This window comes from Carboxylicivirga caseinilyticus (assembly GCF_050589785.1).
GTDB lineage: Bacteria > Bacteroidota > Bacteroidia > Bacteroidales > Marinilabiliaceae > Carboxylicivirga > Carboxylicivirga caseinilyticus.
Genome location: NZ_JBNGOX010000013.1, coordinates 74533 through 90572 on the forward strand (window position 1 = coordinate 74533; position 16040 = coordinate 90572).

At 35.5% G+C, this 16040-nt stretch carries 13 protein-coding genes; 2 read left to right on the plus strand and 11 right to left on the minus strand.

Features of this window, described 5'->3' with window-relative positions:
* Nucleotide 1: 1 nt before the first annotated feature.
* From ACRD62_RS08910 to ACRD62_RS08925, 4 genes are all read right to left on the minus strand, one after another.
* Complete coding sequence (locus tag ACRD62_RS08910; protein ID WP_430819784.1) at nucleotides 2-994, minus strand: DUF6588 family protein; 993 nt, start codon at nucleotides 992-994, stop codon at nucleotides 2-4.
* Nucleotides 994-1989 (minus strand): SPOR domain-containing protein, encoded by a 996-nt coding sequence (locus ACRD62_RS08915; protein WP_430819785.1) that lies wholly within the window; start codon nucleotides 1987-1989, stop codon nucleotides 994-996. Before ACRD62_RS08915 ends, ACRD62_RS08910 begins: the two co-directional genes overlap by 1 nt.
* A gap of 112 nt (nucleotides 1990-2101) precedes the next feature.
* On the minus strand, nucleotides 2102-3064 hold the full coding sequence (locus ACRD62_RS08920; RefSeq protein WP_430819786.1) for a DUF6588 family protein: 963 nt from the start codon (nucleotides 3062-3064) through the stop codon (nucleotides 2102-2104).
* A 40-nt stretch (nucleotides 3065-3104) separates the two neighbouring features.
* Entirely contained in the window at nucleotides 3105-4235 is a 1131-nt protein-coding gene (locus tag ACRD62_RS08925; protein WP_430819787.1) for a hypothetical protein, read from the minus strand.
* A gap of 176 nt (nucleotides 4236-4411) precedes the next feature.
* On the opposite strand from ACRD62_RS08925, the gene ACRD62_RS08930 reads away from it, so the two are divergent.
* Nucleotides 4412-6433, plus strand: coding sequence for a M3 family metallopeptidase (locus ACRD62_RS08930; RefSeq protein ID WP_430819788.1), 2022 nt, complete (start codon nucleotides 4412-4414; stop codon nucleotides 6431-6433).
* 32 nt (nucleotides 6434-6465) lie between these two features.
* Here ACRD62_RS08930 and ACRD62_RS08935 read toward each other — a convergent pair whose 3' ends face one another.
* The 3 genes from ACRD62_RS08935 to ACRD62_RS08945 form a co-directional block, all read right to left on the minus strand.
* Nucleotides 6466-7266, minus strand: coding sequence for a ribonuclease H family protein (locus ACRD62_RS08935; RefSeq protein ID WP_430819789.1), 801 nt, complete (start codon nucleotides 7264-7266; stop codon nucleotides 6466-6468).
* Between the two features lie 124 nt (nucleotides 7267-7390).
* Nucleotides 7391-7837 carry a cold shock domain-containing protein gene (locus ACRD62_RS08940; RefSeq protein ID WP_430819790.1) on the minus strand — a complete coding sequence of 149 codons (447 nt, stop codon included), beginning with the start codon at nucleotides 7835-7837 and terminating at the stop codon, nucleotides 7391-7393.
* 451 nt (nucleotides 7838-8288) lie between these two features.
* Complete coding sequence (locus ACRD62_RS08945; protein ID WP_430819791.1) at nucleotides 8289-10121, minus strand: tetratricopeptide repeat protein; 1833 nt, start codon at nucleotides 10119-10121, stop codon at nucleotides 8289-8291.
* Nucleotides 10122-10273: 152 nt separating this feature from the next.
* On the opposite strand from ACRD62_RS08945, the gene ACRD62_RS08950 reads away from it, so the two are divergent.
* The gene (locus ACRD62_RS08950) at nucleotides 10274-11815 is read left to right on the plus strand and encodes a thiol-activated cytolysin family protein (RefSeq protein ID WP_430819792.1); all 1542 of its coding nucleotides are present in this window, start codon (nucleotides 10274-10276) and stop codon (nucleotides 11813-11815) included.
* 126 nt (nucleotides 11816-11941) lie between these two features.
* Here the strand turns inward: ACRD62_RS08950 and ACRD62_RS08955 are convergent, their stop codons facing one another.
* The 4 genes from ACRD62_RS08955 to ACRD62_RS08970 all read right to left on the minus strand — a co-directional run bounded on the left by ACRD62_RS08955 (nucleotide 11942) and on the right by ACRD62_RS08970 (nucleotide 15890).
* Entirely contained in the window at nucleotides 11942-12436 is a 495-nt protein-coding gene (locus ACRD62_RS08955) for a DUF2867 domain-containing protein (RefSeq protein ID WP_430819793.1), read from the minus strand.
* A gap of 34 nt (nucleotides 12437-12470) precedes the next feature.
* Nucleotides 12471-13424 (minus strand): hypothetical protein, encoded by a 954-nt coding sequence (locus ACRD62_RS08960; RefSeq protein ID WP_430819794.1) that lies wholly within the window; start codon nucleotides 13422-13424, stop codon nucleotides 12471-12473.
* 256 nt (nucleotides 13425-13680) lie between these two features.
* Nucleotides 13681-14787 carry a TFIIB-type zinc ribbon-containing protein gene (locus ACRD62_RS08965; RefSeq protein WP_430819795.1) on the minus strand — a complete coding sequence of 369 codons (1107 nt, stop codon included), beginning with the start codon at nucleotides 14785-14787 and terminating at the stop codon, nucleotides 13681-13683.
* Nucleotides 14787-15890, minus strand: a complete 1104-nt coding sequence (locus tag ACRD62_RS08970; protein WP_430819796.1) for an SPFH domain-containing protein — start codon at nucleotides 15888-15890, stop codon at nucleotides 14787-14789. Before ACRD62_RS08970 ends, ACRD62_RS08965 begins: the two co-directional genes overlap by 1 nt.
* Between the last annotated feature and the right edge of the window lie 150 nt (nucleotides 15891-16040).

A 16040-nucleotide genomic window follows, 5' to 3' on the forward strand; every position in this document is an offset into this window, starting at 1 on the left:
TTTAAAACGATATTCCGGCACCTAAAGAGATCATACCAAAGTCACTGTATGAATAGGATGTTTGTAGATTAAAAAAATAGATTCTTACCTGTGCTCCTAATTCATATTCCATAGCAGAGAAATCGTAATTATTGGTTATCGGATCACTTATAGAGCTGGTTTCGCCTGGTATATCAGTATAAGTACCTTTAAACGAAGAATCAATAGTGCGGTTACTGTATCCAACACTTCCGTAAATATCGACAACGGTAAAATGGGCACCCATTAAAAATTTACCGGAAATGTTTTTACCTGTCATTTCCAGCGTTTGTCCACTCGGATCATTGTAAATTATATCCGAGCTGGTAGTGATTTGAGAATAATTACCCATTAATGAAGCTTCCAGAAACGGGTGTTTTTGCATAAATCTAAAATAGGGGATAAGACTGTGTTTTAATCCAATACCCCACATAAATGCCTCACCAATATTTGTGTTCTTTAGAGGAGGAGCTATTCTGATACTTAAATCAGTATTCATCGAAATACCTACACTAGCAGAAACAAGAGGTAAACCTAAGGTTTTTATTTCTTTTCCATTTGGAACCATGGTAGCTGTTTCGTTATAAACTAGGACAGGCCGCTCCTGAATACCCGGATAATTATAGACGGCTGTAGGTGCAGTGTTAATATTAGTATTCTCAAGACTAACACCGCTTAATTGGTTACTCTCAATGAGTTGATCGATATATAGAAGCTTATTGCCATTTGAAAAGCTTTGATTGTAAAAGAACTGGACATTAAATCTTCCTGGTCGCAGAACACGTGGTGACATGTTCCAACCTCCAATTAAAGTAGAATTAAGCATTCCTGCATATGGTTGAAGATATAAACCTGATAGAACTTGAGCATTATCAATTCCATAATTCAAATAATCAACAACTTGTGTCTGAGCTTCAGTTTTATGCCCAATAACAAACAGGCCCGATAGCAGAATATATGTCAGAATTTTTTTCATTATTTGCTGTTAAGTATGGTTTTGGCTTGAGATGTTGTTATTCGTTTGCCATCGGAATAGGCCACAACAAAACCTTTGATTCCTTCCGATTTCATAACAGAGTTAGCCTCTTCAAAACTTTTGAATTTACCTATCGAATATCTATACCAACCATCACCTTCATTCATGATAATTTTACGACTACCTTTATAAACGATCTTTAAACGTGATTCACTAACGGTTGTTTTATCTGCAATTATCTGAATGGAAAAGTAAGTTTCTGGCTGTTGTACAGTTTTTTCAGGTATTTTTTCTACAACAACAGGAATCGGAGCTTCCTCAGTTACTGTAACAGTTTCTTCTGTTTTTTTAGGTACAATTGTTGTAACCTCAACAGGCTCTTCGGGGGTTGTTTCTATGATTTCCACAGGTGGAGGTGGTGCAATCGTTTTTTCTTCAACAATTTCTTCCGGTTTACGATTAATAATATCGATGATGTCGCTATACATCGCTGCCTGCATTTCACGGTGTTTGTTGATGGCATCAGCGCTGTATTTTACTGCATCTTTCAAATGTCTGCTGTTTCTTGATTTCTGAAAGTCTTTTTTTGATGCTTTTACCTGAACTTTATATCTGTCAAGCAATGCATCTATTTCATTTAAGTCTTTCTTTTCAGTTTTTAATTTTTTCAATCGGTTAAGGTATACATCCGTTTTAGCAAACATACCGACATAATATGGGCGACAAGCTCTTAATGTTGTTTGCATTTTGTATTCATCCTGACTTATACCAGGATTCTTACTGTTAGAGTTTTTATAGGTAGAAAGAAGGAGGTTTATTTCGGGATATAAGTCAATTCCATTGGAAATCTGCTCATCGCCTTTTGTTAGTTTCTTTATCTCCGATGGAGAAAAGATTAAAGCAAGGCTATCGCTGGCAGACTGAGCATAAGAACTTATTGTCAGTCCACAAAAGAAGATAGTAATCAATAATCGATGAATTAGATTATGATTCACGGTAGTTTGGTATTAATATAACGGGGTGTTTAATTGTAATCCTGAATAATTCAGGCGTGAGAGAAGGATGCTGTCTGTTATCATATTAAACCGACAGCTCCTTTGAGTTCAATTATCTGAAATTGATGCCTACACCAGCTGTAATAACTGAGTAATCACCAACAGTATAGTCAGCATGAATAGAGAAAATCGCTAAGCGAAGTCTCATTCCTACGTTAAAATCGAAATTTCCTGTGGAATAGTCAAGAGCAATCGGGTTATTTGGTAAATCTCCAAAATCTCCTATTACATCAAAACTACTTTTCGTGTTTCCATATCCAACACCTGAATAAAATGCTATAACAGGCAGATTAGCTCCAATTAAAATACGTCCTGTATAAGCATTGGCCATCGTTTCAAGGTTACCGCTTCCAACTTCACCCGCAACACCCAGCTTTGATTCAAAATGCGTATAGGCTGCCAAAGCTGATAATTGAAGAACTGGTATTCTTTTAACAAAAGGAATATAGTCTTTCAATGAATGTTTTAATCCCAATCCCCACATATATGCCTTGCCATAATCACCGTATTCAACACGAGGCATGAAACGACCCATAATTTCGGTATGGAAAGGCAGGCCAACAGCTCCTTGTACCATAGGACTTACAAAGGTATTCATTCCGGAACCTTTCAACGAAACCAATTCCTGTCCGGGTACATCCTTGTGTTCAAATGCAATTTCTCTTCCCTTATCACCAGCCATGGTTGGTGCAATTGTCGAACCATCCATTACCTGTAGCTGTTCCAAAGTAAGTTTTGAAATATCAAAACTCTCTTTTGAACTGGGTGCTGTTGTGTAGCTTCCAGATATTGTAATATCAAAACCTGCCAGTTTATGAACCTTTGCAGAATTGTACCAACCACTGTTCAGATTAACACCTAGCATCTCACCGTATGGTCTTAGATATTCTTTTGCAATTGCATTAGCATCATTTACGCCTCCTTTCAAAAGATCCAAAGGCATGTTCTTCTGAGCATTTATATTTCCTGCTATCAATAAGAGGATAGTACCTAAATAAATCAGACTTTTTTTCATGTTGTTTTCACTTTTATTGATGTGTGGTAAGTTATTTCAATTATTGATTGTTAATTATTTCCAATGCTTCTTTTACCGAAATGCGTTCATCTTTATTATACGCTACAATAAATCCTTTAATTCCTTCATTTTGCATGGTTTCGCGCGCTTTTGTAACATCTGTAAATTTACCAACCGAATATCTGTACCAGCCGCTTCCGGTTTTTTCGATTATCTCCAGATTGCCACTATAAGCTTGTTGTAGTTTTTCTTCTGATGCCTTTTCTTTATCTGCCAAAAACTGTATAGTTAAAAACACGTCTTTTACTTGTTTGACAGGTTCAGTGACAACAGGTTCGATTATTTCTTCAACCACAGGTGTTGCTTGTTCAGTTGTTTCGGTTTGTAATACTTCATTTGCAACTGTTGCAATGATCGTTTCACTTCCGGTAGCGCCTGCAACTGGAACAATAGGAGTTTCAACTTCTGCAATAGATTCATTAATAGTTTCACTCCCGGTAGTTATTTCTTCAACTGGTTCAGAAACAAGGGTAGTAGTTTCTACAATAGTAGTTGTATCTGTAACTTCTTCGGGTACATTTGAAATTACTGTTTCAGCTTCTTCTACTATTGGTTTTTCCTCAGGCTGATTGTCAAGAACTGATAAGAGGTATCTTTCCTGTAATTCAATCGCTTTACCCTGGTTCTCCTGTGCCAACTCAACCATTTCAATCATATCCTCAGGTGAAGAAAGACGTTCTGATTTATTGTATTGCTTTTTGGCTTTTTTTGTTAGCGATTTTACTTCATTTCGGGTTTTCGAAGCTTCAGCATTACCTTGATTTTCTAATTCCTTTATTCTTTTATCCAAAACACCAATATGCTTTGCATATCCGTCTTCATAAAAGATAGCTGCCTTTAATTTAGCTTCTGCAATTTTCTTGTTTCGCTTATTTATCTTGTTTGTTTTAATTCTTCCATCCGCATTTTTTAAAGCATCTACTTCTTCCTGAATGGATTTTACTGCATCTATTAGCTTATTCCCTTTGTTAATTAACTTTTCTGACGATGAAAGTTTTTTAATTTCTTTCTCATTCAGGTGTTTTTTTAATTCGTTTGTCTGGGCATGGCCATAGAAGGGTGATGATAGGACGGTTAAAACAATGGTAATTGTAATAAGTCGATTTAGCATTTTGGTAGTTTGTTGTTTTTGATTAATAGATGTTTAAAACGAATATATTCAAAATTTAAACATGCTTTACACTTTTTAACGAACGATAATTAAAAAGGTTTGTTGTTTAAATGTATTTAAAACAGTTCTTACTTCATTATTTTTGTAAGAAATTAAAGATTGTAAAAAATAATAGCATGATAAATCCATTATTAAAAACATTTGAAACCAAACATAACACACCTCCATTTGATTCAATTAAGGAGGAGTATTATCTGCCTGCGTTTAAAGCATTGATTGAAGAAGGTAAAGGACATATTAATTCCATTGTTGAAAATTCCAATGAACCCGATTTTAATATTACCATTGAAGCAATGGAAGAAGCCGGCCGTCAGCTGGGAATTGTAAGTAGTTTATTTTTCAATCTTAATCATGCTGAAACCAATTCGACAATACAATCCATAGCTCGTGAGGTATCACCAATGTTGACTGAGTATTCGAATGACATATGGTTAAATGAAGCATTGTTTGCAAAAGTAAAAAGTGTGTATGATAAAAAGGCTTCTTCTTTTTATTCTGTTGAAGAAGAAAAATTATTGGATGATACCTATAAGGCCTTTGTTCGCAAAGGAGCTTTACTTAAAGGCGAGGCGCGTAAAAAATACCGCGAAATAACCAGTGAATTGTCTCGTTTGAGTCTTCAATTTGGAGAGAACCTTTTAGCTGAGACCAATGGATTTCAGCTTCATCTAACTACAGAAGATGAATTACAAGGATTGCCAGATGGTCTGAGATCTGCTGCCAAGGAGTTGGCTCAGTCACAGGAGAAGGATGGATGGATTTTTACCCTCCATTTTCCAAGCTATGTACCTTTTATGAAATATTCTGCCCGTAGAGATTTACGCAAGAAGATGTACATGGCATATTCGACACGTGGTCATAATAATAATGAACATGATAATAAGGAAATCATTAAAAAGATGGTTTCATTGAGAGTGGAAAAGGCTAAATTATTAGGCTTTGAAACACATGCTCATTATGTTCTTGAAGAGCATATGGCGTTACATCCGGAAAAAGTAAATGAGTTTTTACAGGAACTCCTGGATGCTTCATATCTGGTGGGAAATGAGGATGTGAAGGCAGTAGAGGAGTTTGCACAACAGAATGGTTTGAAAGAACCGCTCGAAAGGTGGGATTATCCATTTTATGCTGAGAAACTGAAGGCTCAAAAATATGGTCTGGATGATGAGGCAACAAGGCCTTATTTCAGACTGGAGAAGGTGGAAGAAGGAGTATTTGGATTAGCTTCCCGCTTATACGGATTACAGTTTAAAGAAACCAATGAGATTTCAAAATATCACGATGAAGTGAAGGTTTTTGAGGTTTTTGATCAGGATGGTAGCTTCTTAAGTGTCTTTTATGTTGATTATTTTCCCCGACCCAGTAAACAGGGTGGAGCATGGATGACATCCTTCCGTGATCAATACAGTGAGGTTCGTCCTCAGATCTCAATTGTCTGTAACTTTACTCGTCCAACAGGTGATAAACCTTCGTTACTGACATTTAATGAGGTACAAACTTTTTTACATGAGTTCGGACATGCCTTGCACGGTATGTTGAGTAATGTTAAATATCAAAGTTTATCAGGAACCAATGTTTATCGTGATTTTGTTGAACTTCCTTCACAGATAATGGAAAACTGGGCTACCCAAAGGGAATGGCTTGAGGAGGTAGGGGTTCATTATCAAACTGGAGAAGTGATACCTCAGGTGATGATTCAAAAAATTATCGACAGTGATAATTATCAGAGTGGTTATGCAACGGTACGTCAATTGAGCTTTGGCTTGGTTGATATGGCTTGGCACTCATTAAAGGAATCTTTTGAAGGTGATGTGGTTACCTTTGAAAAGGAGGCGATGCAAGTAACTGAATTGTTTCCTGAAGTGGCTGGAACTGCATTTTCAACGGGTTTCTCCCATATTTTCGATGGAGGCTATGCTGCCGGTTATTATGGCTATAAATGGGCTGAGGTGCTGGATGCCGATGCATTTGATTCGTTTCTTGAGAATGGAATCTATGACAAGGAAACTGCCAATCGCTTCAGAAAAGAAATTTTGGAGAAAGGGGGTACCCAACACCCAATGACTTTATATAAGAATTTTAAAGGAAAAGAGCCTTCAATAGAACCCTTGTTAAAACGAAGTGGGTTATTAAAATAAAACAAGAAAAGGATGGTCTGGCCATCCTTTTTTTATTTCTTATTATTACCCTGAATAGTGATTGCACTTTCTTTAGCCAGTATATGACAAAAGTCTTGCAAGGTGTGGCCTGAATGACCTTTAATCCATTTGAATTCAATGAGTTTTCCATCGGTAATCGCATTCAAATCTTTCCAGACTTCTGCAAATTTAACTTCACTTCCCGAGGCTGTTTGCCAATTGTTATATTTCCAGAAATGCATCCATTGAACCATACCTCTGATCACATAACGGCTATCGGTATTAACCTGTATCCTTTCAAATTCTATTAATTGTTTTAATCCTTTCTGTACGGCTTTAAGTTCCATTAAATTACTGCTGCCACCAGTAAATGATTGGTTAATAACATTGGTTTGACCATCGTTGTAATCGATAATTATGCCGTAACCTGATGTAAAGGATTCAGAGGCAAAAGAACCGTCTGCATATAATTTACAGATATCTTTTGTTTCATCAGGGCTACTTGAAATATTCAATATTCCGTTTCGCCTGTCGAGACGTATAAATTGGTTGTAATCTGATTCGTTTAAGAAATTAAAGTCGGTGATGAAAACACAGTTTATCTTTTGTCCGACTTTTATTTTACGTTTAGAAGCTGACAGCATTACCTTTTCTAGCTGAAATTTGTTTTTGATAAGTATGTCAGTCAGCTTGTTATTGTTGGAGAAATCAGTTCTGTTCAGCCCGGGATAATATGAGAAATAAGAAATAATATCATTTGAATCAACTGCATAACATTGGATGGCAGAAGCATTTATGGCCTCAATGGTTAATATCAGTTTTATCGGTTTCAATTGAAATTCTTCAATGTATCAGTAATTTTCATAGTCAATTAAATGCCTGATATTTAACTCGTATTGAGTATTATCCCTACTTTACTCAATTAGCTCATATTTCACACCCGAATAAGATTGAATTTTATGAAATAGGTTTAACTTTTACGGCTTTTAATCCTTTAAGTCCCTTTTCTGTTTCAAATTCAACTTTGTTTCCAACCTTCAACGGTTCCAAACAATCATTAATATGCACAAAAATTGATTCTTTCGTATCTAAATCGATGATGAAACCAAAGCCTTTTGACTCGTCAAAATTGTTAACACGTCCCGTTCTGGTTGTGATAATATTTCGATTTTCAGCCTTAGGAACACTTATTTCTATATTCTCTGCTTTAACTTCTGTTTTCTGAGTTTGATCAGGAGGAGTAGACGTGATCATACCATTTTCATCAACCCATGCAATCATGTCATCAAAGTCCTTTTTACCTTGTTCTTTTTTTAATTGCTTGCGTTGCTCTTTATCTTTTCTTTTTTTCTCTTTTTTGTTTCTTACTTCTTTTTTTCCAAATGTTTCCTGTGATCTTGCCATCCAATTAATATTTCATTTGCGAAGAATAAATTCCTCTGGTTTATATTTTTATAACTGAGTTTGATCGATATTGTTTGGTCGTTTATGCACTTTTAAAATACATGTTTAATGCATCTTCCTTTAAAAACGAAATCTAGCTTTATCGATCAAAGCCTGATGTTGGGGTGCAGTTTTAAATTGAGAAGGAATAATCTGATACGGACTTTTCTTTTTCTTGCACTCAATAATTCTCTGAAAAAGGATAAACATATCAAGTACTAATATTGTAATCGATATGATGTTATTCTAAATTTCGATATAAAGGTAACTATTATCTGATAACCTACATAGAAATATTCTATTATAACTGTCTGCGTATTGTGAAATTATTTCTAAAACAACAGATGTATTTTTATATTTCGTATTCAAAATGAGGTTTATATGTAATATGGTTTTTGATTGCTAAAAGCAACTAAAGACTTAACAGATATTCATACAAATCCTGTTCTTTATCTAAATTCAATTTTTGTTTTAACCGATACTTTGATTTTAGTACACTATCGGGTAACACATTCATTAAATCAGCTATTTCTTTGGTACTTAAATTCATTTTAAGAAAAGAGGCAAGTCTTAATTCTTTTTCTGAAATACCCGGATAAACAGATTGAATCTTTTTGTCAAAGTCATTATGGACCTCCTTAAAATAGGTCTTAAATGCTTCCCAGTAATTATCAGAGGCCGCTTCTCGTTTTAGCATCAGCTGAATCCTTTTGTAATCCTTATCAAACTCCTTGGGTATGTTTTTCAGGTTTTCAAGATTATCATTTAATTCCTGGATAAAACTGTTCTTTTGCAAAAGGTGCAAGGTTTGAGAGGCCAGTTCTTTTTTCTTAAAATTTAGTTTTTGATCAAATACTTCCTGTTGTTTTTTACGTTCCTGCTCTTTTTTACGAATACGTTGGCGTGAAATAAAATACAGGAACAATGAAATCATTGCAAAGGCCATCATTCCAAATGCATACTGAATCTTTTGAAGCTTATCCACCTTGGACCTTGCCTGAAGGAGCGAAATATCCTTTTGTTGAAGATCAATCTTACTTTCGCGCATTTCTGTTTCATAATATTCCTGAAGATTAAGAATCTCCTTTTGTTTTGAAATGGCAAATAGGGAATCGTTTAACTCAATTGATTTGTTTAAAATATTATAGGCTTCTTCCGTTCGGTTATTCAATTTTAACGCTTCGGCCTTTAGTATGTATGCTTCAATAAGCTCTTCATCCAGATCTTTTCGTTCTAATTCATTCTCGAGTGCTAAAGAAGCATTTTCAAGTGCATTAACTGGATTGTTTAAGGCCAGATAATTTCTGGCAGCCAGTTTTCGGTTTAAAGTAATAAACTGATAATCGAGTTGAGGTTTATAATTGAGTTCTTCCAATGCCAGATCCAGACTTTTTCTATGATCTCCCAAAAGATATAAGGCATGTGAGAGTTGTGCCTTTGCCGGATGTTCCTGAAAGGTTCCTTTAAAGTGTTTGATAGCCTGAGGCAAACTATCAGCTACCATTCGGGGCTTATTTAACTCATTCATAGCAACAGCCCAATTGATCATGGCCATAAAGTAGATGTTTTTGCTTCCCGACCGTGTCGCGTCCATAGCTTCTTCATATTTTAGTCGGGCTTGCTCATAGTCTTTATTGGTGAGGTAAATACTTCCGGCAATGAAGATTAGACCAATCTTCGTGAATTCAGATCCTTTTTCGGCAAAAGGTTTAGCTTCAGTAAGAATCTCAAGACCTCGTTTTGTTTTACCCTGTAAATGATAGGCATCGGCTGTGGTTAGGTAGGTAATGCCAATTTGCAGGGTATCGTGGGCCATTCTGGCTAACTCTAAAGATTTGTCGAGATATGGAAAAACACTGTCGAATACTTCGGTACGCATGTATGTCATGCCCATTCGTCGGTAATAGATACTTGTAATCCCTGGAAACCTTAATGAGTCAACTTCAGTAAGTGCTGTCTTTATTAATTTTCTGCAGTCTTCAGGCGTGCCAAAATTGAATATACTAAAAACTATCTCTTTATAGGTCATCGCCGAAACAGAGTCGCCTTGTCTATTCGCCTCATCAATGGCCAACCGGAAATATTTATAACAGGCAGAGTCACCTCTTTCAAGACATTGTTCAGCCTTTTTAATGGGGTTTACAATTGCACTGTCCAGAATTGTTAAATAGTTCTGTCCAATACTATATTTCAGGCAAAAGATTGATAAAAATAGGATCAGTAAGATGCCTTTTGATATTTTCATCCTGATTAGGTTAAAAGTTTTCAAGATGTACAACAAGCAGACTCTTTAAATGTTGATTTTTTACTTCTGTCCATATTTTGTCAATGCCCATAATTCGCTTTTAGGCAAGGTTAGCAATAGTTTTGAAGTGTTGAATCGTAATACTATTGTCTATGAGAATTAGAAGGATTTTTAAAAGTAAAGAAGTTTTATTATTGGCATTGTTGGTGACTGCTTGTTCAACCGATGATGTAATAAATGATGTTGACAAGAATGAAATTAATGAAGTATTGGAAAGCCTGACAGAATTCAATCAACCGGATGAGAGTGGTGAAGTTGAAGTGGGGTTGTCTGATCCGATGAGGGATGAAGATGATCAGTCATTGGAGTGTGTTACTACTACTTATTCAATATCTACAGGATTTGATGAGATGGTGGCTTTGGACCCATCAACCGATGTTATTTTCCCGGGGGCGATTTTAAAAGGTGAAACCATACCAACGGGGGCTTATGAACCTATCATTTCTGATCGTAATGCGGTAACACTTTCAGCGTCGCTTACTAATATTAGTGGTAGTCCGGTAGTAACAGTGAATAATCCTACCTTGTCGTCAGTGCGTGAGGGAATTAAAACGATTCTTGATCAGGAGGTAACCGGCGGAACGGCAGCCAGGGTTAGTTTTGAAATAAGTAATGTATACTCTGAGGAGCAATTAAATATAGCAATAGGTGCTAATTACAGGGTCGCTAATAAATCAGTTTCTGGTTCATTTGATTTTAGCAATTCTACTTATTCGAACCGTTTCGTAGTTAAATTTATTCAAACCTATTATACCATTGATGTGGATCCTCCTGCAAATCCTGGTGACTTTTTTGCGAAAGCTCCGGATTCAAGTGTATTTGGAAGTACATGTCCGGTTTATGTGGCAACAGTAGCATACGGTCGCATGGTTATTTATACGGTAGAAACAAACCGAACACAAACTGAAATTGATGCAGCTTTTAAAGCTACCATTAACTCGGTTGATGGGGAAGTAGAGACTAACTATGAAAAGATTATCACAGAATCAAAGATTAATGCGGTTATTATTGGAGGATCAGCAGCTGATGCTGTGGGTGTAATAGAAGGTCCTCAGGGAATTTACAAGTATATTAGTCAGGGAGGAAATTACGATAGAAATAACCCTGGTGCCCCAATCGCTTACAAATTACGATATCTGAAAAAAGGTACTCCTGTTGCCCGGGTCGTTCTACAGTCAGAATATCCGATTCGCAACTGCGATGTGGCATATCAAAAGTATTTTGCATCAATTAATGCAATAGAAGTAAAGGATTTTGATGCTGGACTTGTCAGTTCGTGGGATACCTATGGAAAGATCAAAATTGAATATTTTGATGGCAATCAATCATTGGGAAGTAAAGAATGGTCGGTAAGTCGTGACAATGCAATCAAACTCTCTGAAAATAGCAGGTATACCATCAATGGAAAGAATTTTACCGTTACTGATTTATACAAGCTTGATCCCGAAAATGTTTATGCGCGAATAACTGCAGATATTTACCGGAAAGATTTGGTAAATGATAATCATCTTGGTGGTATTGATGAGAAAATATATGTCAGTAATATTAATGTGAGTAGTGGAGAACGAAGCAGAATCATGCAGGATAAAGGAAAAGTAAAGATTTACTTTACATTGAAAGAAGTAGCTTATTAATGATCCTTTTTCTAAGCCGACACCTAAAGTTGATTCAACAACCTGGTGTCGGTTTTCTATTTAATTAAGATGGCTAATCGTTGAATGCAAGATTAGTTTTCAGAGTAATTAGTGAGTTTATGTTTGTTATTTTTCATTACAGGCATTGGCAACTAATCTTTTGACAACTTGCCTGTGAAAAGGTTTTATGATTTTCATGTACATTTTACCGTTTGAGTTATTGTATTCCACCAATGTTGTTACTTTGATGTTATACTTATCGGTATGGTCATTTTTTATAATTGCACGAAAATTAAGGTGCGAATCATCAGCTCCAAGTACAACTTCATTTTCGGATATAGAATATATTTTAAAAAATTTCACATATCCACCTACTTTGAAGTCTTCATTATAATCGTCCGGTATTTTGGTTTTAATTCCAATTATTTCAACCATTTTATTTCGAATGGTAAACAATGTTTTTACCCACGGAGGGGTGGTGTTAAAAACAAGATTTGTAATTTCCTTTAAATTATTCGTATGATTAGTGGTTGAAAAAGTATCTGCAAAATCTATTCTGGTTAACCAGTTTCTTTCAGTTTCGGTTAATTCCAGGTTTTCTTCCAAGACTTTTTTACTCATTGTTTTTAGTTACTTAGGTTTTATGAAAACAATTTTAGTTTGTTGGTAAATTTACTTTTTCTTTGATTTCAAATACGGCATAGCACCAATATGTTTTTGAAGTCCGATAATCCTGAAATTGACACTTGAAAGTAATTGAATTTCTGTTTGTTATGTAAATATCACTGAAGCTCCAATAAAATCCAGTTGAAATATATGAGTTAGTCCCTGGTGGATCAAATTCAAACCTTATTTTTAATTTCTTATCAATAATATCATAGAAGGTTATACCTCCAGATGTATAAGTCCATTCATCCCAATCATAAGTAACTAATATTTGGTGTTTAGCTGATGAAACGATATGATGATTTAAATTTATCTTTTCACCTGTATTTTTACTGATTAAAATACAATCATGAGCTTCATAGTATTGAACAGCAAATAAGTAAGAATTTATTTCTTCGATAAAACCTGCATATTTATAGGTTGAAAAACTCATTTTTCCTATATCCTTATTTTTTAAAGTATCCATCCTTTCAGAATCAATTTTATACACGAATGTCGAATTGTTGATTCTCTTAACATTTTCATTAGGTTTTGCTTTCCAATTCATATGGAGAATACCTTCAAATTTATTTGAATTATTATCAGTTATCAGTTTATTAAATTCATATTTGGTAATTTTTCTGATTGATAAATCAAAACTATCTAATTCGAATTTTTCAATTGAACGTATCAACGAATCTGTTATGTAGTCCTCATAATCATTTAATTCAGTTGCGTACTTATCGTGCTCAAAATTTTTCAAATTGGTGTTTGAGTTTTCAAGTTGTGATTCCAGATAAGATTTTTCATCACTAAGTAAAACGATGCGTGATTTCTGAGTTTCAATTTCTCCATTAAGAATTTCAATTTTTTCTTTGTCATTTCTATACTGAAGTGCAAATACAACACCAGTTAGAATAAGGAGAATTATTGTAACGCCTTGCATTAGTTTTTGTTTTTTCATAGATAAAGAAGGCCGTTTTGTTAGGTCTATTTTTAAAAAAGATCTTTGGAATTGAAATAAAGTAAAATCGAGTTAGTCTTTAATTATATTATTTATCAATTAGCTTTTATTCATGATCAAATTAGGTAAAGTACATGAGCTTCAGAGAAGATTTAATATTATTTGTGTTTAAAAAAATTATTGTCGGCAACCTAAAGTTGCCGACAATAGAGTATTTAAATAGCCGTTCTCAGACTGAATATTATCAGAATAACATTTAGTTATTAGTGAAATAGATGATAAGGGCAATAATTGCAGCAACAGCCAGTGATGTAAGGGTAATTTTAATCCAACTGTATGGTCGTTGACCTTGAACTTCACCGGTTCTGCCATTTACAAGGAACTGGTATAACTTTCCTTTAAACTTGTATGCACTTACAAAAACGGGCAACAGTAAATGTTTGAACGTGATATCGTCATACTGAGTGTTCATTGAGATAATTCGTTGTTCATCTCCACCAATATCTCGTCTTACCAAACTGCGTATTTCAGGTTCAGCAATTCCTTTTGCAATTTCAAATCCTTCCTCTAATTCGATTTGATATTTTTCCGTGATAAAACCACTCAGGTAACTCTTATCAAACGGAATTAAATTCTGTAAATCCCAGGGCTCAAGTTTGTAAATGTACTTTTGAGGAAGCGATTTTGTTGCTACCGTTAAGATATCATCAAAAAATCGCTTTACACTGCCGCTTGCCGGGTACCATCTGGTTTTTCGAACCTGACGTGTTTTTGTAACCGATTTACCATTTTCGGTAGTTGTATAGGTCTCGGTAACATAATAATACTCTCCACGCTGTCCAATGTATCGTGTAAAAGTATCGGTATCAAATGTCCAGTAAGGGATGTAAACTCCTTTAAAATGATCGAAGTTTAACGCAGCTTTTTTAAGGTCGTTGGGAGCAAACCACAATTTCTTGATCCATTTCTTAAATTCACCTTTTGCACCGTTCTTATCCAGTTTGAACGGAAGAAGTGATTTTGGCTGAATTATTTTTTCGTCCTTAGCCTGTTCAACAACCAAAGGGGTTGAACAATAGGGGCAAAGAGCCGAAGTAACATTGGGCTCAAGGGTGGATGATGCACCACAACTTTCGCATTTTACATAGCTCTCAACACTGGTTTCAATGGACTCTGATTGATTCGCCAGATAAGCATTAAAGTCAAGCTTCTTAATGTCTGCGTCAATTTGTGGAATTTCATTACTGGCACCACAGTATTCGCAACTCAAATGAACTGTACCAGGTTTGTATTTTAAATCGGCACCACAACTGGTACAGGCAAATGTGCCCACTTTTAGTTCCTGTTCTTGTATTTCTTCCATTATTGACCAGGTATTGGAGGTGGAACACTTCCGAAAATACTATTTAGCTCAGGTAGTTGACCTGCGGCTGTCCAGTTTGCCATTCCTTCGCGCCAAACCAATACATCTTTTGTAAGTTGGTTTTGCATCACCATCTGTTTTAATGTATTCATATCAAACGGGCCGGCTTGCTGACCATTAATAACTGCAAAGAAGGTGAGGGCAGGAGGTACCGGAGGAGGCGTTGACTGCGTTTGCTGCTGTTGTTGTCCACCGCCAAAGGTTTGCCCCATTTGGTTGGCCATCGCAAAGCCCATACCCATACCCATTCCGGCTCCGGCTGTTCCGCTTTCGTTTTCGGCTGCCTTTTCCATGGCTTTGGCTGCTTTCATCTGAGCCAGTTTATTTAAATCAATCGCATTTAATCGACTTAACTCAAATATCTCTTTCTTAATTTCTTCCGGCATTGATACATTCTCAACCAAAAACTTGGTGACTTCAATACCGTATTGTTCAAACTCAGGTCCAATTACTTTATGAACGTACTCCGATAATTCATTTAAATTACGGGCAAATGCTTCAACGGGTATTTCAGCTTCGGCAGCAGCATCGGTAAAGCGCGTCACAATCATACTTTTCAGTTGTTCTGCAATTTCTTCTGTTGTAAAATGTCCATCTGTTCCAACAATTTCTTTGATAAAAACAGGTGCATCTTTTACGCGAATCACATAGGTACCGAATGAACGAATTTCGAGCATACCAAAACGAGCATCACTGATCGTAATCGGATTTTTGGTACCCCATTTCTGAGCAGTAATATTTCGTGTATTTACAAAGTAAACTTCAGCTTTGAAAGGACTGTTAAATCCGTATTTCCAGCCTTTTAATGTGGAAAGTATTGGTAAGTTGGCCGTTGTTAGTTCATACATTCCGGGTTGAAACACATCGGCTAACTGGCCTTCGTTGATAAATACAGCAACTTGTCCTTCGCGGACAGTTAGTTTTGCACCGTTTTTAATTTCGTTCTGGTAGCGATCAAAACGATAAACCATTGTAGTGTTTGAATCATCGAGCCATTCAATAATGTCGATAAATTCGCCACGTATTTTGCTAAATAAACCCATTTTGTAATTTGTATTTAAGTTTAAGGTTATTCTTTTTGTAATTTGATTAAAGCATTCGTCAGCCTGTAACACAAATTAATATTGTGGTCAATGTAGTAAAAAATAAACATTTCTCTGGAGGCTAATTATAAAAAATGGAAAGTTTTGATT